Source organism: Ruegeria sp. CDSA089 (assembly GCF_059612205.1).
In genome coordinates this window covers 323,547-345,121 of the sequence record NZ_JBXWQD010000001.1, presented here as the reverse complement: position 1 = coordinate 345,121, position 21,575 = coordinate 323,547, and the positions used below count along the sequence as shown (strand labels likewise).

Sequence of the window (21,575 nt, the reverse complement as noted above, 5' to 3'; positions counted from 1 at the left end):
GGGATCCCAGCTTCATCTGGCTAAAAATATCCCCGCCGGAGGCATCGCGCTTTAGCGCGATTTAGCTTTGCATCGCGGCTTGGGCGCAGAAACACGAGGCTGCGACCGCCCGATCGGCCCGAGCTAGAGCGAGGTCCAGCCGTTGTTTGATCTGTTGGATTTCGAGCGTTTCATTCCGCGCCTTGAGGCAATCATGCAGGCCTTTGAGGCTCCAGACATTGTCCGGGTGGATCGAGGCGCGGCTGAGCGTTCCGCCCAGACCCAGATCTTCCCGGTATACGGCTTCGGCCTCGGTCACGTGACCTTGTTCGAACAAAAGCGCCCCAAGCGCGTGGCGGGTGGGCTGCATCCAGCCCCATGGCTCGTCGTAAGGCAGCGTATCATCCAGTTCGACCGAACGCCGCAGATGCGCGTATGCCGCTTCATAGTTTTCTTTGCGGTATTCGATCTCACCCCGCAGCATTTCACTGGCGATTTCCAGCAGGTCGATGACTCGGTTGTTGTGTAGGCGGCGGGCCTCGGGCACGCGGGCTTTGGCGGCGTGGAACAGGGATTCTTCCGCTTCGGCTTCGGCAACCTCTCCGGTCGCAGCATGGGCGAGTGCGCGGGCATAGTGGGTTGTGGCCGTGAGCGTTCGGTAGAGGTCGGGGTCATCCGGCAGGTCTAGCGTTTTGGCCTCGGCCCAGCGACCAAAGCGGATCAGGATGTGAGGTTTCATGGACAGATAGGCTTCGAAGAAATCGGCCATCGGAGGGCTTTCGATCCGCAGCATCTCTTCCGGCGTAGTGTCCCACATTGCCTGATTTGCGGCCAGAGCCGGTGCCATCTGACCCAGAAAGAGCGCGCCATATATGGTGAAGTGGTAATTGTGCAGCCGGTAGCCGGTATAGATCGTGAAGGCGCCTTCGCGCTCGAAATACTTCAGGTCCGCGACCGAAGCCTGCTGGTTCCACTGAACGACATTGTGGTAGTGGCCGCACAGAACGTCGATATGGGTGGGCATGTGTACCAGGTGCCCGGCCTCGGGAACCAGTCTGCGCAGCACGTCGCCAGCCTTGAGCGCTTTTTCCGGGGTTGGCGACATTTCCATCAGGTGCACGTAAAGGTGCAGCAGGCCGGGATGAGACATGGCTGCGGGATCGTCGGCCATGGCGTCTTCCAGCGTGGTTTGCGCCTCAAACGTTGCTGCACCTTCGGCGGGTAAGCCTGTCTTCAGGTCCCACATTTTCCAAGGGGTGAGGTTCAATAGCGCTTCGACATAAATGGTGCGCAGGTCCAGATTACCGGGCTGGGCGGCAAAGGCGTCACGCATGGCTTCGGCAAAGTCATGGTCCCAGCTGTGCATGTCGGGAATTGGTTCGCGCTGTGGATAGCGGGCGGGTAGGGCGCTGATCAGCGCTTGTTCGACCGGGTTGCAGATTGAGGCCAGAGCCAGTGCCTGCTGCGCTGCGTCATAGGCTTGCTCGAGCGACTTTTTCTTCCCGCGGTCATCTCGCAAATCCCAGGGAAGGTTATAGTTGGGACCCGCCGCATAAGCGATACCCCAAAAGGCCATGGCACAGTCCGGGTCAGCCTCGGCAGCGCGTTGGAAACAGGCGACGGCCTCGTCATGGTTATAACCGTAGGTCCAGTTCAGCCCCCGATCGAACCAAAGCTGCGCGTCGGGTGAAGTCGTAGTGATCGGGCAGGAATATGGGCCCAGATCGTAATAGTCGCTCATTTCAGTCTCCCCTCGGGTCGAGCGGAGGTTAGCGCGTTTCAATCTGGCTGCACAGATCAGACGAGTAGTCTGTTTTCGATCCGGCCCATATGCAGCATCAGGCCGAAACCCAATGTGCTCATGGTCAGTATACCCGCGCCCAGAGGCAGGATCGAACCGTCAAAGAGCAGACCGATTGGGCCAGCGATCAGCGCGGCCAGAACGGTTGAAACCGAACCGATCACCGAAGCCGCCATGCCCGCGATATGGCCCATCGGTTCCATCGCGATGGCGTTGAGGTTGCCCATGGTCATTCCGGCCATGAAGAACACCGCTGTCTGCCAACTGACGAATAGCGCAAAGGACAGGTTGGCCGACAGGTCGAACGAATTCAGCAGCAGCACGGATGAGGTGAACAGAATCTGACCGCCCAGCCCCCAAGTCACCAACCGCCGCATGCCCAGACGCACAACAAGGGTCGCATTCAGCAAACTGGCCGAGCCCGACATCAGTGCCACAAAGCCGAACCAGAAGGGAAAGCTGTGGGCGCTGTTGTGGATCTCGTCATAGACCTGCTGGACCATGGTCAACATGGTAAACAGCATGCCAAGGCACAGGGTCTGCACCATGATTGACAGGCGCACCGTGGGGTGGCTGAACATCTCGCGGGCGGCATCCAGCATTAGCGGCAAGCGCAAGGGACGGCGGTTTTCGGGCGTCAGCGACTCGGGCAGACGCAGGCCCATCCATACGATGGTGATCAGCGAAAACAGCATGAAGGAGACAAAGACCGCGCGCCAACCGGCCAGGGCGATCACGCCGGCGCCCATCATGGGCGCAATGGCCGGGACCAACGTGAAAATCATCATGGCGATGGATACGATCCGCGCCATCTCGCGCCCGGAATAGAGATCGCGGATAATGGCCATGGCGACCACACGCGGCGCGGCGCTGCCGACACCTTGCAGAACGCGGGCCAGCAGCAGCATTTCCAGCGAAGAACTTGCCCATGCGGCGGCAGCGGCAAGAATATAAAGGGCGGAGCCTACATAGATCACAGGCTTGCGCCCGAAAGCGTCCGACAACGGGCCGGTGAAGAAGGTGCCGATCCCCATACCCAGCACGAAGGATGTCAGGATCAGTTGCGCCTTGTTAGTGTCATCGGGGCTAAGCTGTGCGCCGATATCGGGTAGCGCAGGCAATATTGAATCGATGGAAAACGCAATTGTTGCAAACATCATTGCAACAAGTGCGACGAACTCTCCGCGAGACATGCGACTGGCCATGGTGCCCTCCTGACCCGTTCGCGCTATCACGCGCGGTCAGGGGGCGCCAGTCATGCCAATGCACACAGACCTGTGCTAATTTGCAGGGGAGGCCTCAAGTTGAGACATGATGTCCGCGATCACGCGCTCCCACATCTCGGGCGGCTGCGCACCGGGAACGGCGTGCTGGTTGGCCACGATGAAGGTCGGGACCGAGTTCACGCCCATTTGGCGCGAGTGGCTGTCGCGGTTGCTGATATCCGAACGGTCTGCGTCTGACTTCAACAGTTTCAACACTACGGCGGCGTCCATGCCGATGCTGTCTGCAATATCGCCAAGAACCTCATGGTCTCCGATATCGCGCGCCTGGACGAAATAGGCGTCGAACAGGGCGTCCACGGCCTCGGTTTGCTTGCCCTCGATCCCGGCCCAATGGATCAGGCGGTGCGCGTCCAGCGTATTTGGGGTGCGCTTCATGCCTTCGAAGTCGATCTTCAGCCCGGCATTCTCGGCATGTTCGACCACCGGCGCATAGGCCCGCACGGCGCCTTCTTTGCCGCCGAATTTACGCTCCAGATATTCACGACGATCCATGCCGTTATCAGGCATGTCGGGGTTCAGCTGAAACGGGTGCCATTCGATGACGAAGGGGTGGTCGGGGATCGCGGCCAGCGCTTTGTCCAGATGGGTCTTGCCGATATAGCACCACGGGCAAATCGGGTCGGACATGATATCAAGCTTGACGGTCTGGGTCATTGTTGGCTCGCCTTGAAGTAGGCCGGAAGCGCCCGGCGCAGGAGTTTGCCGTTCCCACCGGTCGGCAGTTCGGGCAGATAGATAAAGGCGCGCGGTTGCTTGTAGCGCGCCAGATTTGCTTCCACATAGGTGCGCAGGTCCGCCTCGTCCAGTTCTTCCGGCCCGGTATAGAAAGCGGCGATCAGAAAAGTGTCCTGTTTGACCTCAACCGCTGCCGCTCCGACCTGCGCGATGCCTGGGTATTGCGACAGCACCGCTTCGACCTCAATCGGTGAGACCCGATAGCCGCCCGCGTTCATCATGTCATCGTCGCGCCCCAGATAAGTGATCTGGCCGTCAACGGCCATCGCCCCCTGATCTCCGGTTAAAAACCAGTCGCCCTGCATTCGCGCCTGCGCCTCGTCCGGGGCGTTCAGATAGGTCAGCATCAGGCCGGGGTCCGAACGGTGGATGGCGATGGTGCCTGCCTGACCCCGCGGTGCAGGGCCGTCGGGCCCCAGAATCGCAACGCGACGACCGGGTTGCGGTTGTCCCAATGACTCTCCCCGTGCCGGATGGTTAGGGCTGGAGGAGATGAAGGTCGAACATTCGGACATACCGTAAGCTTCGAACAGCTCGGTTCCCGTGGCGCGCATCCAGGCATGGTGCAGCGTAGGCGACAGCTTTTCCCCGGCGCACAATCCATGGCGTAGATCGGGCAGGTGCAGGTTATCAGGGGACGATACGATCTTGCGGAACACCCCCGGAGCGGCGGCAAAGATCGTGGCTTGGTGGTCGCGCAGCAAGCCGGGCAGGGCGGTCAGATCGGTGCCCGGTTCTGGGATCAGCGCCGTGGCACCGATTGTCCAGGGATCCATCAACCCGGTGCCCAGCGTATAGGTCCAGTTGAAGGCACCCGCGTGGCACAACCGGTCATCTTCGCGCAACCCGTACCAGCCATCGACCATCATCTGCCGCGCCCAGATCGCTCGATGGGCATGGGCAACGGCGCGGGGTTTGCCCGAAGTGCCGGAGGTGTAGACGACATAAGCCAAACGCTCGGGGTCGCCCATCTGGACTGTGGCGGGTGCGAGGTCCCGCATCATGGTCAGGTCGGACAAGGAAACTTGAACTGGATGAGGAGCACAAGCCACCGATGGGTCACGCAGCACAGCCGCTGGTTTCAGATCCTGAATGATTTTCGTCGTTTCTGGCTCGGTCAGTTGAGACGAGGTTGGAACGGGGACAATCCCCACCGCAATTGCGCCCAGATACGCAATCGGAAAATCAACCGTGTTTCCCAACCGCATCAACGCGATATCACCCGGGAACAGACCCGCCTGCAGCAAGCCGGCGCCTGTGCCCAGTATGGCGCGTTTCAACGCGGCATAAGTCCAATGTTGCGCGCTCTGCGCACCCAGCACTGACAAAGCGGTCTTTTCCGCAAAATCATCCGCGTGACGCAACACATGCGCAGCCAAATTGAATGGTACGGGGCAAGCTGGTGGCGGGCCTTGATCGAAGACAGACAACATGGACCTTGGCTAACGTGACGTCTGACGCGTTGCAAGCAGGACGGGCTGGCCCTATAGAAAAACGCATGAGCACCCAAGAGCAGACATCGCTGATCCGCATCGCGCGGGAATCCGGAGACCATACCGAGCTTGAGCCGTTGGATCTGGGCGCCCGTGTCCGCGAATTGCGCAAAGCGCGTAACTGGACGCTGGAACAGGCGGCCACGCAGGCAGGGCTGGCGCGTTCGACGCTTAGCAAGATCGAAAACGGTCAGATGTCGCCCACCTATGACGCGCTGAAGAAGTTGGCGGTTGGGCTTGAGATCTCGGTGCCGCAGTTGTTCACGCCACCGCAACGCGAGCAGGTGATCGGGCGGATGTCTGTCACCCGGATGGGTCAGGGTGCGGCACATGCGACCGCGACTTACGAACATGAGTTGCTGGCGGAAACACTGACCAAGAAACAGATGCTGCCCTACCGTGCGCGCGTACGGGCCCGCTCGATGGACGAGTTCGAGGGCTGGGTACGCCATGATGGTGAAGAGTTTCTGTATGTCCTGACCGGCGTCGTGCGGCTGTATACGGAATTCTATGAACCGGTCGAGATGCGTCGCGGTGATAGCGCCTATTACGACGGCAGCATGGGCCACAACGTCGTGTCTGTCAGCGATGAGGACGCAACGATCCTGTGGGTAACGTCACTTACGTAAAGTGCTGCTGAATTCACGGTTCAGACCTTCTGTGAACAGAAAATCCTCCAGCTCTTCATGGGCTTCGTTTACTGTCAGTTGGTGCCGCTCGGCCAGATAGGCTTCGAACCCTTTGCGATCCTTGCCCAGCTTTGGCTTATCCTGATCGCGCAGGTTCGGAAACCGCCGTTTGGCGCGTGCATACATCGCATCCCAGTCTTGCGTCAGGTCAGTCCAGTTCAGCATGTGCAAGCTTTCCGGTTTCCAGGTTTCAAGGCTGCCCGGCCTATATTCAGGTTACGAAGCCCCTGCGCGACCCCGTGCATGACAAAATGTCGCACCTTGCGCTTGCGTATTTTCGGAATGGAAATGCCCGTTGCAGCCGCACCGCAACGGGCTGTCGGACCTAAGGTTGGAGTGAGTGGAGGCAGGTCCGTTTCTCAGACGCGCTGCGGGGTACGAAATTGGCTAAAGTTCAAGAATAAAAGCAAAAATCTTATCACACAGAGCGAAGTATAGGCCGAAGGCTAGCGGCAAAGATGTATTCGGTAAAGCTCTTTTTGAGACTGCGCCGATTTTGGACGAAAATTCGCGGACCCGCAGATTTTGTGGTAGTGAAAACAGTGACTACTCTATGTCGTCAGAAAACCGAATGTGCCAATTTTCGCCGACAGGCTGCGACGGGCGAGATCAGACCTTGGCTCGGAGGGCGGAATGGGGCGCGAAAGCGCCCCATTTGGGCTATTCTTCGAACCACCAGACCTGCGGCATGTATTCCGGCCCGTCCCCGTAAATCGGCAGAGTGTCGGGGAATTTTAGCTCTTTCGCGTGGGCGATGCGGCCAACGTCGAAATTCCAGATCGGAATGACATAGCGCCCGGCGGTCAGAACCCGGTCCAAGGCGCGGGTGGCGGCCACGAAATCCTCGCGGCTTTCCGAGGCAAGCATGGCGTCGATCATCCCATCTACCGCAGGCGAGGCAACGCCCATCAGGTTACGCGTCCCCGGCGTGTCGGCGTTCTCGCTGCCCCAATAGAGCCGCTGTTCGTTGCCCGGAGACAGTGATAGTGCCCGGCGGAAGAAGGTCATGTCGAAGTCCAGCTCGGAAGTGCGGCCCGTATATTGGGCGCTGTCGACCATCTCGGTCGTGACCTGAATACCCAGACGCTCCAGCGCGCGACTGTAAATCTCGATCGCCGTTTCGCTTTCTGTGTCACCCTGTTGCAGAAGGACGTTGAGGGTAAAGGCATCGCCCGCTGCATTGCGCAGCACGCCGTCCTGAATGGTCCAACCAGCCTCGGCCAGCAGAGCGGTCGCTTTGCGGATATTGGACCGGTTACGCGCTGATCCGTCACTTTCGGGTAGGCTGTAACCCTCAAGCACGCCAGGCGGCAACGTGTCTGCAAAGGGTTGCAGCAATTCAGCGACTCGGCCCGACGCTTCGCCTGGTTGCATGGCAAGATCCGAGCCCGAGAAATACGAGGTAATCCGGGGCTGTGCGCCGCCCGTGATCGTGTCGTTGATGAATTCGAAGTTGAAGGCAAGGGTCAACGCCTCGCGCACACGCCAGTCATCGAACGGGGCCTTTCGGGTATTCATGACAAAGCCCGTCATGCCCGAAGGTTTGCCATGCGGGATTTCAGTTTTGATCACGTCGCCACGCTGGATCGAGGGGAAGGTGTATTGCGTGTCCCACTTGTCGGCGTTGAATTCGCGCACGGCGGTCAGGGCACCGGCTTTGAAGGCTTCGAACAGAACGGTGCCGTCGCCGTAGAATTCGATCCGCATCTCATCCAAGTTCATGGTTCCGCGTCGGAACGGGATGTCCGCGCCCCAATAGTCCGGGTTCCGGCGCAGGGTGACATAGCGGCCGGCCTCATAGTCATCGATCACATAAGGGCCGGTGCCGACGGGGAAGTCATGCAGGGTGGCGTCAGCGAAATCCTTGCCCTCCCACTGTGCCTTTTGAAGGATCGGGCGCAGACCGGCGATGAGCGCCAGCTCTCGGTCGGGGTCGTTAAAGGTGATCCGAACCGAGCGCGGGCCGGTCTGTTCGATACTGTCGATCTTGCCCCACAATCCGCGATATCGCAGGTGGCCTTCGGTGCCCAAAATCTCGTACGACCAGATAACATCTTCGACAGTCACCGGGGTTCCGTCTGAAAATTGGGCGTTTTCGCGCAGGGTGAATTCGACCCAAGAACGGTCTGGTGCTGTTTCAACCGATTCGGCCAACAACCCGTATAGCGAGAATGGCTCGTCCCAGGATCGCCCCATGAGGCTTTCATGGGTCCAAAATCGCAATTGCCAGGGTGGGGTGCCTTTTTGCACAAACGGGTTCAAACTGTTATAGCCGCCGGTATTTCCAAAAACGACTTTGCCGCCTTTTGGCGCATCCGGATTTGCGTAAGGCAATGACACAAAATCCGGTGGTAGTGCGGGCGCGCCATACATAGCTATGCCATGAGCCGATTCTGCGTTAGCGATAGCACTGCTCAAAAGCAGGGTGATTCCCGTGATCACAGGGCGAATGGGGCGGAGAATATTGGGGCGCATTTTGGAAACAATCCTGCTCTGGCCTTATTTTGTTGGGATTCACCGTACCGATGATTTTTCTTATTTTCAAACTTTTAGCTTGGACGGAGGCGTGGAATTGCTTATAAAGGGTGCACTGCTCGATAGGTTTCTTGCCTGTATGAAACCTGCCTCAATAACTTAACGCCCGCTTCGTGCGGGCGTTTTTTTTGTGCAGATTTTTGGCGCTGTTTCGTGCTTTTGTCATTCGCCGTTTTCTTTGCAGGTGCAGCATGGCACTGTGGCGGAAATTCGGATTTCGAGGGAGAGCGACCATGAGCCTTTCGGGCAAGACGGCAATTATCACAGGGTCAAATTCAGGTATTGGATTGGGTATCGCACGCGGGTTGGCGAAGGCCGGGGCGGATGTGGTGTTGAACTCGTTCACCGACCGCGACGAGGATCACGCGCTGGCTGCCGAGATCTCGGATCAGACGGGAACAAACGCGCGCTATGTCAAAGCCGATATGTCTAAAGGCGACGAATGCCGGGCGCTGATCGAGACCGTGGGCGTATGCGATATTCTGGTCAACAATGCGGGTATTCAGCATGTGGCGCCGATTGATCAGTTCCCAGTCGACAAATGGGATACGATCATTGCGATCAACATGAACTCGGCTTTTCACACTACGGCCGCCGCTTTGCCGATGATGCGCAAGGCCGGGTGGGGGCGTGTGGTCAACATCGCCTCGGCCCATGGTTTGACGGCGTCGCCCTACAAGGCGGCCTATATCGCAGCCAAGCACGGTGTAGTGGGTATGACCAAGTCTGTGGCGCTGGAGACGGCACAAGAGCCGATCACGTGCAATGCCATTTGTCCGGGCTACGTGTTGACCCCGCTGGTCGAGGCGCAGATTCCCAATACTATGAAGGAATATGACATGAGTCGCGATGACGTGATCAAGAACGTCATGCTGGAGCGGCAACCGTCGAAAGAGTTTGCCACGGTTGAGCAGTTGGGAGGCACAACGGTGTTTTTGTGCTCGGACGCTGCAGCGCAAATCACCGGCACGACGATTTCCGTGGATGGCGGTTGGACGGCGTTGTGAGACTGCGTGGGGGCTCGGCCCCCACACCCCCGAGGTATTTTTGAACAGAAGAAGGGGTGAGCGTTGTGAAGAGGATCAATCTGGCCCTGCAGGGCGGTGGTGCACATGGGGCGTTTACCTGGGGTGTGCTGGATCGGATTTTGGACGAAGAGGATATCGAGGTCGCTGCGATCACTGGGACTTCGGCCGGGGCTTTGAATGGTGCCGCGTACAAGTCAGGTATGGTTCGGGATGGGCGCGATGGTGCGCGGGCCAACCTGAACGGGCTTTGGGCGCGTATGGGGGCCGTGGGCGACATGCGGTTGGCCAATTGGATGCAGGCCGTTGAGCCTGCTCAGGTCGCGCAGGCGATGGAGTATTCCCTGCCGTTTTCTGTGGGGGATACGTGGTCGCGGTTGGTGTCGCCTTATGCATACGGGCCGTTCTACAAGAACCCGTTGGAGTCGGTGATTGATCGCTTCAACTTTGATGAGGTCTGTGCGGATCTGGGACCAGCCCTGTTTGTGTGTGCGACCTGTGTGCGCAGTGGCAAGATCCGAGTGTTTACGGGGGACGAGATTTCGACCGATGCGATTTTGGCTTCGGCCTGTTTGCCGACCTTGTTTCAGGCGGTGGAGATTTTCGATCCAAAAACGGGGCGGACTGAGGCCTATTGGGACGGTGGGTATACCGGCAATCCGGCGCTTTACCCTTTGTTTGACAAAGGTTTGCCCGATGATGTTGTGATCGTGAATATCAACCCGCTGGAGCGTGACGAGGTGCCGAAGACCCCGCAGCAAATCCAGAATCGGGTGAATGAGATCAGTTTCAACTCGTCCCTGTTTCGGGAGTTGCGGGCGATCAGTTTCGTACAGCGTCTGTTGGCCGAGGGCAAGTTGCAGGCGGGTGAGATGAGCCGCGTGTTGGTGCATATGATCGCGGATGATGAGCTGATGAATGATCTTTCCGTGGCGACCAAGACGGTGCCGAACCCGGTCATCCTACATAAGCTGAAAGAGGCTGGGCGTCGGGCTGCTAGTCGGTTTCTGACCGATCACAAGGCGGATTTGGGCCAGCAAAGCACTGTCAACCTGCCGGAGATGTTCGGCTGATTACTCGGGCGGCTGGGTCGGGTCTTTTTCGTTTGGGTAGACCAGGCCGGCTGAAATGACCAGTTTGGCGGCGTCCTCAATGGACATGTCCAGAAGGATCACGTCCTCTTCAGGGAAAAACAGCAAGAAACCGGAGGTCGGGTTCGGTGTTGTGGGCACGAAGACGCTGAGCAGTGCACCGCCGGTTTCGGCACGGTCGCTGACCTCGCCCCGCGCGGTGGTCGAGACGAAGCCGATGGCCCAGATGCCACGGCGGGGATATTGGATGAGACAGGCTTTTTCAAACGACCGTTCGGTTTGCGCGAAAACCGTTTCCGAGATCTGTTTGATCCCGGAATAAACCGACCGCACCACTGGCATCCGATTCACGACGCTTTCGCCGAAATGGATCAGCGACCGGCCCAGAATGCCTTTGGCGATCCAGCCGACGATCACCGTGAAGATCAGGAATATCACCACGCCGACGCCGCGCAGATTGATTCCTACATACTGTTCGGGGTGAAATTGCTGTGGCACAAGCGGCAGGACGGCGCTGTCGATCCAGCCAACCACAGACCAGATCAGCCAGACCGTTAGCCAGACTGGTGCAATAACAACGATGCCCGTCAGAAATGACGCGCGCAGCCGGGAAAACAGGCCCGGTCCGCGGTGAGGTTCTTCGTCAAAGGGCGTGTTCATTGCGGTCCTGAGTGATTTGCCGATTTAGTTAAGCAGTCCGGGGCCTTGGTACAATAGCTTTGCTCATTCGGACAGGGCGCGGGCGATTCCGGCGGCCAATTTTGCGTTATTTCTGACCAATGCGATGTTTGCGGTCAGCGAACGCCCCTCGGTCTGTTCATAGATGCGCTGCAGCAGGTAAGGGGTGACACCTTTGCCGGTGATCCGGTGCGCGTCGGCGTCCGCTTGGGCAGAGGCGATGATCGGGGCCAATTCCTCGGCCGGGATCTGATCTGCGTCGGGGATTGGGTTGGCTACGAGTTGCCCGCCAGGCAGCCCAAGGGCGCGGCGAGTGGCGTGGGCCTTGGCGATGGCTTCGGCGGTGTCCATACGCAATGGCGCGGCATAAGGGGATTTGGCGGACCAGAAGGCGGGGAATTCGTCCTGCCCGTGAGCTATGACGGGGACGCCCAGCGTTTCAAGAACCTCGAGCGTTTTGGCCAGATCGAGGATGGCTTTTGCACCGGCGGCCACAACAGTCACAGGGGTTTGAGCCAACTCATGCAGGTCCGCTGAAATATCGAAAGAAGTTTCGGCGCCTTGATGCACGCCGCCTATCCCGCCGGTGGCGAAGACCGGAATTCCAGCGTAGTGCGCTGCGATCATTGTGGCGGCGACAGTTGTAGCTCCGGTCCCGCCGGTCGAGATACAGGCCGCCATGTCCGCGCGCGAGATTTTGGCGACACCTTGCGCCTGACCAAGCGCTTTGAGCTGATCCGCTTCCAGCCCCACGTTCAGCACACCGTCGATAACCGCAATCGTTGCTGGAACGGCCCCTGCATCGCGGATATCCTGTTCCACCTGCGCCGCGACCTCGATGTTCTGAGGGTAGGGCATCCCGTGGGTGATGATGGTGCTTTCCAGCGCAACGATGGGCTGGCCTGCGTCTTTGGCGGCGCGGACCTCGGCCGAGTATTGGATGTCGATCACAGTGGGGTTTCTCCGGAAACGTAAGTAGCGGCGGCGTGCAAGGCACGGGTCAGGGCAGCGTCGGGGGCGGCCCCGGCGGCCTCGGACGCGATATGCGCCGCCATGAAAGTGTCGCCCGCGCCGGTTACGCGTGTCACCAGAACGGACGGGGGTGTTTGGGTCAGAATCTCATCTGCGGTGCCTACGGTGGCCGAGTTGCCGCCATCTGTGACCAGCACTCGCAAGGCGCCGCGATCCAGCAGACCTTTGGCGGCGGATTCGGAATCGGTGAATTCGCGCTGGCACAGGATGCCGGCCTCTTCGAGGTTCACATAGAGCGTCGCGCGGGCGTGTTTGAGGAAGGGCAGCAGGCGCTCGGCCTTCCCGGGTGAGGCCGGGGCCACGCGCAAATCGGCTTTTGCGAAGGCCGGGCTTTGGGCGATTTCTTCCAGCAAAGTTAGCGTCAGGTTGCCATCCAATGCGATGGGGCCTTCGAACGGTGTGTTCTCGTAGCCCAACGGTCCGTGCATCAGCGGGCGTAGGATTTTGGCCCCAGCAGCCTCAAGCGAATGCGCGTCGGCGATGGCGGCGATCAGACCATTGGCACCTTCGACAGCCATATAGCGGTCGGTCGGCAAATCCTGCGAGCGGTAGACGTGATCCGTGACCATGCCCAGCCGTGCGCAGGCATTGACCAGTTCGTCGCCTTCAGGGTCGCGGCCAATTGCGGTCAGCAGTGTAGGCGTCATACCGAACCGCACCAGTGTCATGGCGATGTTCATGGCCACGCCGCCGGGCAGGCGGGTGATCCGCCCCGGCACGTCTGACCCCTGCCGCATGGCGCTGGCAGACCGCCCGATCACGTCCCACAAGACCGATCCGATACACAGGATTTCGTTAGTCTGAGTCATGCCCGTGTCATGCCGCAGCGTCACGGCAGGTGCAAGGGATAACGCTCACATCGCGTCGGTCAGGGCTTTCAACGCGGCAACAGGATCGTCCTGGGACCAGATCTCGTCGCCAATGCCAAAGAAATCGGTGTGCGGCGACAGCTCGCGGATCAGGTCGGGGGTCAAACCGCCTTCGGCCACAACCGGAACCTCGATCATTTCCGACCACCACTGGAACAGGTCTTTTTCTGCAATGGTGCCGTCGCCTAAGGCCGATGTAACCACCGGGCCAAAGGCCACGTAGTCCGCGCCATGCTCACCTGCGGTCATGCCGTCATGGCTGGAGGCCGCGCAAAAGCTGCCGACGATGGCATCCGCGCCCAGTTCTTTGCGCGCCGCCCGGACCGAGCGCGCACCGTCATCCAGATGCACCCCGTCCAGCCCTAGCCGCTGCGCCAGCAGGACATGGTTCGAGATCACGATCGCCACATCCCGTGCGTGCGCGACTTCGCGGCAGGCATCGGCGGCGCGGGCGATGGTGTCTTCGTCGCTACCCGCCAAGGCGAGGCGGATGCAGGCGATCTCGGTGCTGTCCAGCACGCGGCCCAACTGCTCGGGGAAGGTGCTCAGGGTGATCGTGGGCGGGGTGATCAGGTAAATCTGCGGCTGCTCGGGGGTGTCCATTGGCGCGTCCTTCGCTTTCAGTCTTTGGCGCGGTTTAGCGGATTGGGCCTGGGAAGCAAACTTTTATGCCGGATATTGGCGCATTTGGCCTCCCGGACGGCTTGCCCTGCGCCAAAGCGCCGATTACAGCAAGCGGATCTTTCGGAGACAGCCATGCCCAGCGACAAATCCCAGCCTTCCTTTGTGCTCGTGCGCCCTCAGATGGGCGAAAACATCGGTGCTGCCGCGCGGGCGATGTGGAACTTCGGGTTGGACCGGATGCGGATTGTTGCGCCACGTGATGGTTGGCCGAACCCCAAGGCTGTGGCCATGTCCAGCGGGGCGGGGCGGTTGCTGGATGAGGCGCAGCTTTTTGACGATCTGGCCGGGTCGTTGGCTGACAGCACCTTTGTCTTCGCCACCACGGCACGTCAGCGCGGGTTGACCAAGCCGGTCTACAGCCCCGAACGCGCCATGCAGATTGCCGCTGAAAAAGTCGCGGCGGGCGAAAAGGTTGCCGTACTGTTTGGCCCCGAACGCGCGGGGCTTGAGAATGAGGATATCGCCAAGGCCAACGCCATCATCTCGGTGCCGGTGAACCCCGAATATGCCTCGCTCAACCTTGGGCAATGTGTGCTGCTGACCGCCTATGAGTGGATGCGCCAAAGCGCCGATGTGGTGCATGAGGCCACTGATTTGGGCAAGGGCGATTGGGCGACAGGGATCGAGGTTGAAAAACTGGTCGAACATTACGAGGACCGGCTGGAGGAGGCGGGGTTTTTCTACCCGCCCGAAAAGGCCGAAGGGATGAAGACCAACCTGCGCAACCTGTGGTCGCGTATGCGGATGACGCGGGCCGATGTGCAGATGCTGCACGGGATCATGCGGCAGATGGTCCGCTGGAAGGACAAGGGCTAAGGCTGGACCTATCTTCCGCTTCACCCTAGCGTGCGACGAAACAAGGACATGAGGACAGCATGAGCGGCAAGCGCAGCATCTTCGAAGAGGTCTCGGGCGACCAGAAACAAGAGGCGGTTCAGCCCGGTATGATCGACCGTGGCCGGGGCGGCGCGCGCAAGGCAATCCGGGCGTGGCTGATGATGCTGTTCGCGCTGGTCGTGGTGATGATCGCTGTGGGTGGCCTGACGCGCCTGACCGATAGCGGGTTGTCGATTACTGAGTGGCGACCGATCACCGGGGCTATCCCGCCGATGTCCGAGACGGATTGGCAATCCGAGTTCGACAAGTACAAGGAAATCGACCAATGGCGCATCCAGAACCAGTGGATGGAGCTGGACGATTTCAAATTCATCTACTGGTGGGAATGGGGTCATCGTCAGCTGGGCCGCGTGATCGGTCTGGTCTGGGCCATCGGGTTCTTTGGTTTCTTGGCCGCGCGGAAAATCCCTACGGGTTGGACTAGTAAGCTTTTGATCCCCGGCGTTCTGGGCGGGGTGCAGGGGGCTGTCGGTTGGTGGATGGTCGCCTCGGGCGTGACACAGGGCGAGGGGATGACTGCCGTTGCCAGCTACCGCCTGGCCACCCATCTGGGGCTGGCCTTTGTGATCCTCGGGTTCCTTGCGTGGTACATCTTTGAGCTGGGCCGCGAGGAGCGTGACCTGATGCAGGCCCGCCGCGCGAAAGAGGCGAAGCTATTCTCGCTCTCGACCGGTTTGATGCATTTCGCATTCCTGCAAATTCTGATTGGCGCACTGGTCGCCGGGATTGATGCGGGGCGGTCTTTCACCGACTGGCCTTTGATCGGCGGACAGCTTTTGCCGCCCGATGCCACGATGCTGGAGCCGATGTGGCGCAACTTCTTCGAAAGTCCTGGTCTGGTGCAGTTTATTCACCGTTGCGCGGGCTATCTGCTGCTGATCTTCGGCGTCATCGTCTGGCGGCGCGGCGGTACCAGCGCGCATCCGCAAACACGGTTTGCCTTTAGCGCGGCTTTTGCAGCGCTGGCACTGCAAGTGGTGATCGGTATCGTGACTGTGGTCTATGCCGCGCCGTGGCAGATCGCGATTGTCCATCAGTTCATGGCCGTGGTCGTCTGGACCCTGATCCTGCGCGCGCGTTTCCTGACCGCTTACCCAATCGCAACCTCGATCCGCGGAGCGTGACATGACCGCCTTTGACGACCTGATGGCCTTTCAACGGGAAACCTCGGCGCTGGGGCAGATTGCCGGGCGGCTGGGCTGGGACCAGGAAACGGTGATGCCGCGCGGAGCTGCGCCGCAACGGGCCGAGGAAATGGCTGCGATCGAAGCTGTTCTGCACGCGCGCCGATCCGACCCGCGCGTGGCCGAGTGGCTGGATCAGGCCGATCCGCAGGATGAAGCTGGCAAGGCGCAGATCCGAGAAATCCGGAGGTCCTATGAGCGCACGGTCAAAGTTCCCGCTGATTTGGCCAAGGCGATTGCGCGTGTCACATCCGCTGCGCAGGGCACATGGGCGCAGGCCCGTGCGGACGAAGACGTGGCCGCGTTCCTGCCCGTGCTGCAACAGGTCGTTGCCTTGAAACGTGAAGAGGGTGCGGCGCTGGCCCAAGGCGGTGATGTTTATGACGCCATGGTCGAAGATTATGAGCCCTACACCACGGGCACTCAAATTGCCGAGATATTCGACCAGATGCGCCCGCGCCTGGTGGCCCTGCGCGCCGCTGTTCTGGATCGCCCCGCGCCGCAAGCCCTGACCGGCACTTTTGACGAACTAACCCAGATGCGCCTGTCACAGAAACTGGCGACCACCTTCGGCTATGACCTGAACACGGGTCGCGTGGACAAGGCGGTGCATCCGTTCAGCTCGGGCAGCGGGCTGGACGTGCGGATCACCACCCGTACCAGCGAGACCGATCCGTTCAACTGTTTCTACTCGACCATTCACGAAGTCGGCCACGCCGCATATGAGCAAGGCATCGACCAAGCTTATGCGCTGACCCCGCTGGGCAGTGGGGTGTCGATGGGCGTGCATGAAAGCCAAAGCCGGATTTATGAAAACCAGCTGGGCCGCTCGCGTGCGTTCACCGGCTGGCTGTTCGATCAGATGACAGCGGCCTTTGGCGATTTCGGGATCAGTGACGCCGACGCATTCTATGCCACCGTCAACGGTGTTCATAACGGCTATATCCGAACCGAGGCGGATGAGGTGCAATATAACCTGCACATCATGCTGCGCTTTGATCTGGAGCGCGCCCTGATGGCCGAAGACCTGCAGGTCAGCGATCTGGAGGCCGCGTGGAATGACCGTTTCAAGGCCGATTTCGGCTATGCGGTCGACAAGCCTTCAAACGGGTGCTTACAGGATGTGCATTGGTCGGTGGGGCTGTTTGGCTATTTCCCGACCTACTCGCTGGGCAATGTCTACGCCGGATGCCTGTATGAGGCGCTGCGCGCGGCGCTACCCGATTTGGACGCGCAGCTTGCGCAAGGTGACTCGACGGGCGCAACCGGCTGGCTGCGCGAGAACCTGCAGCGCTATGGCGGGCTGTACGCCCCGCGCGAGGTCATAACCCGCGCAAGTGGGGTTGAACCGGGGCCAGAGCCACTTTTGGCCTATCTGGAAGATAAGTTCGGTAAGCTGTACGGCCTCTGACCCTCACGTTTCAGTGTTCGGCCGTGGGAATCTTTGTGCCAGACGATAGAGTGCCCCAGAGGCGATTTGGGAGGGGCATGTGTCGATCAAAAACAAGTTGAAAACCCAAGCTGCGGTTGTGCTGACCAGCGAGGGCCTGCACGTCGCAAGACAGCGTATTGCCGAGGTGCGGCGGAGGCTCAGCGGCAACCCTCACACCGTACAGTATTTTCACGATGTAGCTGACCCCTATTGCCACCTCAGCCTGCAGCTTTTGTTAGAGTTACAGAACAAATTTGATGTCCAGATCGAGCCGCATCTGATCTCGCGCCCGGCTTCGGATATCCAGCCGTTGCCCACCGAATACTGGCAGAATTCATGGGCCGACACTGTGCGATGGGCGCGACGTTTAGGGTTGGCAGCGCCACAGCAGCCGGCCCCGTCTGACGCGGGTTTTGCGCAAGCCGAGCGGCGTCTTGCGGCCCTGTTGGGTGATCAGGACTTCGCCTCAAAAGCATGGCAAATCAGCACTGCGCTGTGGTCCGGTCTGGATATCCCCGAAGGGGCGCACTCTGATCCGAATGTGGCGCGGCGGGCAGGGGATCAGGCTCTTGCCGCCGCCGGGCATTACCTTGGCGGCAGCTTTGCGTATGGGGGCGAATGCTATTGGGGGCCGGACCGGCTTGGATACCTGGACGGGCGTTTGGCGACGCTTGGGCTTGGGCCGTCGCACCCGCCCATTGTGCCGGACTATTCCGAGCCCTTCCCAGATGCAACAGGGCAGGAACTGGAGTTCTTTTTCTCGTTTCGAAGCCCGTATTCCTATCTGGCTTTCGACCGTGTACGCGATCTAGCCACGCGGACCAATGCGCGTTTGATTTTGCGTCCGGTGCTTCCGATGTTGATGCGTGGACTGCCCGTTCCCAAAGCGAAATCATCATATATCTTGGGGGATTGCGCACGCGAGGCGCGACGTCTGGCCATCCCCTTTGGTCGTATTAGCGACCCTTTGGGCGCGGGCATTGAACGGGGGTACGCCCTTTTGGATTATGCCGAAGCCGAAGGCCGCTTACCGGAATATTGCGCGGCTTTCATGACAGGCGCTTGGGCCCAAGGATTGGATGCCAGCACCGATACCGGGCTTGCGGAGGTCGTGCGCCAAGCGGGTTTGGAATGGCAAACGGCCAAGACATTGATTGGCACTTCTGACTGGCGGGCCCGGGTCGAGGCCAACCAGGAACGTCTTCTCCAAATCGGGCTTTGGGGGGTTCCCAGCTTTCATCTGAACGGCCAAAGCGTTTGGGGTCAGGACAGGCTTTGGGTGCTTCAGGATCTTATGCGAGCACAAGCTTAACAAGCCATCCCGCTACGTGTGTGTCAAAGTATGACCTCGCCGCTCAACATGGGTTGCGCGGCGAGGTCACCAGATGGTTTTGGACTATTCGGCCTCTTCATCGCCCTGATCGGCGATCCAAGCGACGCTGACGACTTCTTCGCCCTTGCCGGTGTTGAACACCCGCACGCCGCCTGCGCTGCGCGACCGGAAGGAAATCCCGTCAACCGGCACCCGGATCGACTGCCCCTTGGAGGTGGCCAGCATGATCTGATCGTCGATCTCAACCGGGAACGAGGCCACAAGATCGCCGCCGCGCATGGCCTTGTCCATCGCTGCGACACCCATGCCACCACGCCCGCGCACGGGGTAATCGTGGCTTGAGCTTAGCTTGCCTGCACCGCCCTTGGTGATCGTCAGGATCAGGTTTTCAGCCGCCGACATTTCGGCGTAACGTTCCTGCGGCAGCACGCTGTCGGCGTTGCCTTCATCCTCATCGCTATCGGCTTCATCGGTGACACCGGCCATCAGGCGGCGCATCTTGAGGTAGGCTGCACGCTCGTCCGAGCTGGCGTCGAAGTGGCGGATGATCGACATCGACACGACCTCATCGTCGCCGTTCAGGCGCACACCACGCACACCAACCGACGAGCGGCTGTTGAAGACCCGCACATCCGTGGATGGGAAGCGGATCGCGCGGCCGGATTTGGTGACCAGCATCACGTCGTCATCTTCGGAACAAATGCGCGCGTTGATCAGCTTGGTCTCGGCGTGCTCGTCCTCGAACTTCATGGCGATCTTGCCGTTGCGTTTGACGTTGGTGAAATCCGACAGGCGATTGCGCCGCACGGTGCCCGCGCTGGTGGCGAACATGATCTGAAGGTTCTCCCATTCCTCGTCTGGAACATCCACCGGCATGATCGCCGCAATGGAGACCCCGGTCGGGATCGGCAGGATGTTGACGATCGCCTTGCCCTTGCCGGTGCGGCCCGATTGCGGCAGGCGCCAGGTCTTCAGCTTGTAAACCATCCCGTCCGTAGTGAAGAACAAAAGCTGCGTATGGGTGTTGGCCACGAAGAGGGTGGTGACCACGTCCTCCTCCTTGGTCTGCATCCCCGACAAGCCCTTGCCGCCACGCTTTTGCGCCCGAAAATCGGCCAGCGGGGTACGCTTAATATAGCCGCCCGAGGTGACGGTCACGACCATGTCTTCGCGCTCGATCAGGTCTTCGTCTTCCATGTCGCCGGACCAGTCGACGATCTCGGTGCGACGGGGAACGGCGAACTGATCGCGCACTTCGCGCAGCTCATCGCCGATGATTGACATGATGCGTTCGCGCGAGGACAGGATATCAAGGTATTCCTTGATCTTGGCGGCCAGTTGCTCCAGCTCGTCCGTGACCTCTTTGACGCCCAGTTGGGTCAGTCGCTGCAGGCGCAGTTCTAGAATGGCGCGGGCCTGAACCTCGGTCAGGTTATAGGTGCCGTCGTCGTTCATCTTGGACAGAGGATCGTCGATCAGGCGCAGGTAGCCCTCGATCTCGGCCGCAGGCCAGCGGCGCGTCATCAGTTTCTCGCGCGCCTCAGCCGCGTCAGCCGACGAACGGATGGTGGCAACCACTTCGTCTACGTTCGAAACGGCCACAGCCAGGCCACACAGGATATGGCTGCGTTCGCGCGCTTTGCGCAGGTCATAGGCGGTACGGCGGGCGACCACGTCTTCGCGGAAGTCGATGAACGACGTCAGGAACCGGCGCAGGGTCAGCTGCTCGGGCCGACCCCCGTTCAGGGCCAGCATGTTACAACCAAAGGACGTCTGCATCGGTGAGAAGCGGTACAGCTGGTTGAGCACTACCTCGGGCGTTGCGTCGCGCTTCAGTTCAACGACAACACGCACGCCGTTGCGGTCGGATTCGTCCTGCACATGAGCGACGCCTTCGATGCGCTTTTCTCGCACCGCCTCGGCGATCTTTTCAATCATCGAGGCTTTGTTCACCTGATAGGGAATCTCATCCACGACGATGGCGTAACGGTCCTTGCGTAACTCTTCCACGCGGGTCTTGGCGCGGATGATGACGCTGCCGCGTCCTTCCAGATAAGCTTTGCGCGCGCCGGACCGACCCAGCATGACGCCGCCGGTCGGGAAATCAGGGCCGGGGACGTATTCGATCAGTTGCTCCGACGTCAGGTCGGGATCGTCGATAAGCGCCAGTGTGGCATCGACCACTTCGCCAAGGTTATGCGGCGGAATATTCGTCGCCATACCAACAGCGATACCGCCAGCACCATTGACCAGCATGTTCGGAAACCGGGCAGGCAGGACGGTCGGCTCTTTGTCCTTGCCGTCGTAGTTGTCCTGAAAATCAACAGTCTCTTTTTCGATATCGGCCAGCAGGGCAGCGGCAGGCTTGTCCATCCGTACTTCGGTATAGCGCATGGCCGCCGGGTTATCGCCGTCCATCGAGCCAAAGTTGCCCTGACCATCCAGCAGCGGCAGCGACATCGAGAAATCCTGCGCCATCCGCACCAGCGCGTCATAGATCGCGCTGTCACCGTGCGGGTGGTATTTACCCATCACATCGCCGACCGGACGGGCCGATTTACGATAGGCCTTGTCGTGGGTGTTCCCGGTTTCGTGCATGGCATACAGAATCCGCCGATGCACCGGTTTCAGCCCGTCGCGCAGATCGGGGATCGCGCGGCTGACGATGACCGACATGGCATAGTCCAGATACGAGGTGCGCATCTCGGATTCGATTGACACCGTCGGACCGTCATAGACGGGACGCTCGGGCGGGGTTTCATCCATGTTTTCTGGGGTTTCTGGCGTATCGCTCACGTAAACTGCCCGATCTTTAGCTTGGGTCTATATCTT

General features: G+C 60.0%; 18 protein-coding genes. 7 read left to right on the top strand and 11 right to left on the bottom strand.

Going from position 1 to position 21,575, the window contains the following annotated elements; all coding sequences use genetic code 11:
• Positions 1–61: 61 nt before the first annotated feature.
• The 4 genes from AC2FJ6_RS01730 to AC2FJ6_RS01715 all read right to left on the bottom strand — a co-directional run bounded on the left by AC2FJ6_RS01730 (position 62) and on the right by AC2FJ6_RS01715 (position 5,234).
• On the bottom strand, positions 62–1,720 hold the full coding sequence (locus tag AC2FJ6_RS01730; RefSeq protein WP_170774299.1) for a hypothetical protein: 1,659 nt from the start codon (positions 1,718–1,720) through the stop codon (positions 62–64).
• A 56-nt stretch (positions 1,721–1,776) separates the two neighbouring features.
• A complete protein-coding gene (locus AC2FJ6_RS01725) occupies positions 1,777–2,985 on the bottom strand; it encodes a multidrug effflux MFS transporter (RefSeq protein ID WP_170774298.1) in 1,209 nt (402 codons plus the stop codon).
• Positions 2,986–3,060: 75 nt separating this feature from the next.
• Positions 3,061–3,720 (bottom strand): DsbA family oxidoreductase, encoded by a 660-nt coding sequence (locus AC2FJ6_RS01720; protein ID WP_170774296.1) that lies wholly within the window; start codon positions 3,718–3,720, stop codon positions 3,061–3,063.
• On the bottom strand, positions 3,717–5,234 hold the full coding sequence (locus AC2FJ6_RS01715) for a class I adenylate-forming enzyme family protein (protein ID WP_170774294.1): 1,518 nt from the start codon (positions 5,232–5,234) through the stop codon (positions 3,717–3,719). Before AC2FJ6_RS01715 ends, AC2FJ6_RS01720 begins: the two co-directional genes overlap by 4 nt.
• A 65-nt stretch (positions 5,235–5,299) precedes the next feature.
• On the opposite strand from AC2FJ6_RS01715, the gene AC2FJ6_RS01710 reads away from it, so the two are divergent.
• Complete coding sequence (locus AC2FJ6_RS01710; protein WP_170774292.1) at positions 5,300–5,923, top strand: helix-turn-helix domain-containing protein; 624 nt, start codon at positions 5,300–5,302, stop codon at positions 5,921–5,923.
• Here the strand turns inward: AC2FJ6_RS01710 and AC2FJ6_RS01705 are convergent.
• Positions 5,912–6,148 (bottom strand): hypothetical protein, encoded by a 237-nt coding sequence (locus tag AC2FJ6_RS01705; RefSeq protein WP_170774290.1) that lies wholly within the window; start codon positions 6,146–6,148, stop codon positions 5,912–5,914. The genes AC2FJ6_RS01710 and AC2FJ6_RS01705 overlap by 12 nt on opposite strands.
• 495 nt (positions 6,149–6,643) lie before the next feature.
• Positions 6,644–8,458: an extracellular solute-binding protein gene (locus AC2FJ6_RS01700; protein WP_170774289.1), complete on the bottom strand. Its 1,815-nt coding sequence runs from the start codon at positions 8,456–8,458 to the stop codon at positions 6,644–6,646.
• 293 nt (positions 8,459–8,751) lie between these two features.
• Between AC2FJ6_RS01700 and AC2FJ6_RS01695 the strand changes: the two genes are divergently transcribed.
• Both AC2FJ6_RS01695 and AC2FJ6_RS01690 read left to right on the top strand, forming a co-directional pair.
• The gene (locus AC2FJ6_RS01695) at positions 8,752–9,525 is read left to right on the top strand and encodes a 3-hydroxybutyrate dehydrogenase (protein WP_170774287.1); all 774 of its coding nucleotides are present in this window, start codon (positions 8,752–8,754) and stop codon (positions 9,523–9,525) included.
• A 65-nt stretch (positions 9,526–9,590) separates the two neighbouring features.
• On the top strand, positions 9,591–10,616 hold the full coding sequence (locus AC2FJ6_RS01690) for a patatin-like phospholipase family protein (RefSeq protein ID WP_170774616.1): 1,026 nt from the start codon (positions 9,591–9,593) through the stop codon (positions 10,614–10,616).
• Here AC2FJ6_RS01690 and AC2FJ6_RS01685 read toward each other — a convergent pair whose 3' ends face one another.
• From AC2FJ6_RS01685 to AC2FJ6_RS01670, 4 genes are all read right to left on the bottom strand, one after another.
• The gene (locus tag AC2FJ6_RS01685; RefSeq protein ID WP_170774285.1) at positions 10,617–11,294 is read right to left on the bottom strand and encodes a DUF502 domain-containing protein; all 678 of its coding nucleotides are present in this window, start codon (positions 11,292–11,294) and stop codon (positions 10,617–10,619) included.
• A 63-nt stretch (positions 11,295–11,357) separates the two neighbouring features.
• A complete protein-coding gene (locus AC2FJ6_RS01680) occupies positions 11,358–12,263 on the bottom strand; it encodes a pseudouridine-5'-phosphate glycosidase (RefSeq protein WP_170774283.1) in 906 nt (301 codons plus the stop codon).
• Positions 12,260–13,153, bottom strand: coding sequence for a PfkB family carbohydrate kinase (locus AC2FJ6_RS01675; protein ID WP_496668279.1), 894 nt, complete (start codon positions 13,151–13,153; stop codon positions 12,260–12,262). Before AC2FJ6_RS01675 ends, AC2FJ6_RS01680 begins: the two co-directional genes overlap by 4 nt.
• 45 nt (positions 13,154–13,198) lie before the next feature.
• On the bottom strand, positions 13,199–13,816 hold the full coding sequence (locus AC2FJ6_RS01670) for a thiamine phosphate synthase (RefSeq protein WP_170774279.1): 618 nt from the start codon (positions 13,814–13,816) through the stop codon (positions 13,199–13,201).
• A 153-nt stretch (positions 13,817–13,969) separates the two neighbouring features.
• Between AC2FJ6_RS01670 and AC2FJ6_RS01665 the strand changes: the two genes are divergently transcribed.
• From AC2FJ6_RS01665 to AC2FJ6_RS01650, 4 genes are all read left to right on the top strand, one after another.
• Complete coding sequence (locus AC2FJ6_RS01665; RefSeq protein WP_170752876.1) at positions 13,970–14,713, top strand: RNA methyltransferase; 744 nt, start codon at positions 13,970–13,972, stop codon at positions 14,711–14,713.
• A gap of 59 nt (positions 14,714–14,772) precedes the next feature.
• A complete protein-coding gene (gene ctaA / locus AC2FJ6_RS01660) occupies positions 14,773–15,918 on the top strand; it encodes a heme A synthase (protein ID WP_496668277.1) in 1,146 nt (381 codons plus the stop codon).
• Position 15,919: 1 nt separating this feature from the next.
• Positions 15,920–17,389, top strand: a complete 1,470-nt coding sequence (locus AC2FJ6_RS01655) for a carboxypeptidase M32 (protein WP_170774275.1) — start codon at positions 15,920–15,922, stop codon at positions 17,387–17,389.
• A gap of 79 nt (positions 17,390–17,468) precedes the next feature.
• On the top strand, positions 17,469–18,722 hold the full coding sequence (locus AC2FJ6_RS01650) for a DsbA family protein (RefSeq protein WP_170774273.1): 1,254 nt from the start codon (positions 17,469–17,471) through the stop codon (positions 18,720–18,722).
• A gap of 84 nt (positions 18,723–18,806) precedes the next feature.
• On the opposite strand, the gene gyrA is transcribed toward AC2FJ6_RS01650, so the two are convergent.
• A complete protein-coding gene (gene gyrA / locus AC2FJ6_RS01645; RefSeq protein ID WP_170774271.1) occupies positions 18,807–21,539 on the bottom strand; it encodes a DNA gyrase subunit A in 2,733 nt (910 codons plus the stop codon).
• Positions 21,540–21,575: the final 36 nt, after the last annotated feature.

Bases quoted from the DNA above. Each gene is read 5' to 3' on its own strand.
- AC2FJ6_RS01730 (WP_170774299.1), bottom strand. From the start codon at position 1,720: ATGAGCGACTATTACGATCTGGGCCCATATTCCTGCCCGATCACTACG.
- AC2FJ6_RS01725 (WP_170774298.1), bottom strand. From the start codon at position 2,985: ATGGCCAGTCGCATGTCTCGCGGAGAGTTCGTCGCACTTGTTGCAATG.
- AC2FJ6_RS01720 (WP_170774296.1), bottom strand. From the start codon at position 3,720: ATGACCCAGACCGTCAAGCTTGATATCATGTCCGACCCGATTTGCCCG.
- AC2FJ6_RS01715 (WP_170774294.1), bottom strand. From the start codon at position 5,234: ATGTTGTCTGTCTTCGATCAAGGCCCGCCACCAGCTTGCCCCGTACCA.
- AC2FJ6_RS01710 (WP_170774292.1), top strand. From the start codon at position 5,300: ATGAGCACCCAAGAGCAGACATCGCTGATCCGCATCGCGCGGGAATCC.
- AC2FJ6_RS01705 (WP_170774290.1), bottom strand. From the start codon at position 6,148: ATGCTGAACTGGACTGACCTGACGCAAGACTGGGATGCGATGTATGCA.
- AC2FJ6_RS01700 (WP_170774289.1), bottom strand. From the start codon at position 8,458: ATGCGCCCCAATATTCTCCGCCCCATTCGCCCTGTGATCACGGGAATC.
- AC2FJ6_RS01695 (WP_170774287.1), top strand. From the start codon at position 8,752: ATGAGCCTTTCGGGCAAGACGGCAATTATCACAGGGTCAAATTCAGGT.
- AC2FJ6_RS01685 (WP_170774285.1), bottom strand. From the start codon at position 11,294: ATGAACACGCCCTTTGACGAAGAACCTCACCGCGGACCGGGCCTGTTT.
- AC2FJ6_RS01675 (WP_496668279.1), bottom strand. From the start codon at position 13,153: ATGACTCAGACTAACGAAATCCTGTGTATCGGATCGGTCTTGTGGGAC.
- AC2FJ6_RS01670 (WP_170774279.1), bottom strand. From the start codon at position 13,816: ATGGACACCCCCGAGCAGCCGCAGATTTACCTGATCACCCCGCCCACG.
- AC2FJ6_RS01665 (WP_170752876.1), top strand. From the start codon at position 13,970: ATGCCCAGCGACAAATCCCAGCCTTCCTTTGTGCTCGTGCGCCCTCAG.
- ctaA (WP_496668277.1), top strand. From the start codon at position 14,773: ATGAGCGGCAAGCGCAGCATCTTCGAAGAGGTCTCGGGCGACCAGAAA.
- AC2FJ6_RS01655 (WP_170774275.1), top strand. From the start codon at position 15,920: ATGACCGCCTTTGACGACCTGATGGCCTTTCAACGGGAAACCTCGGCG.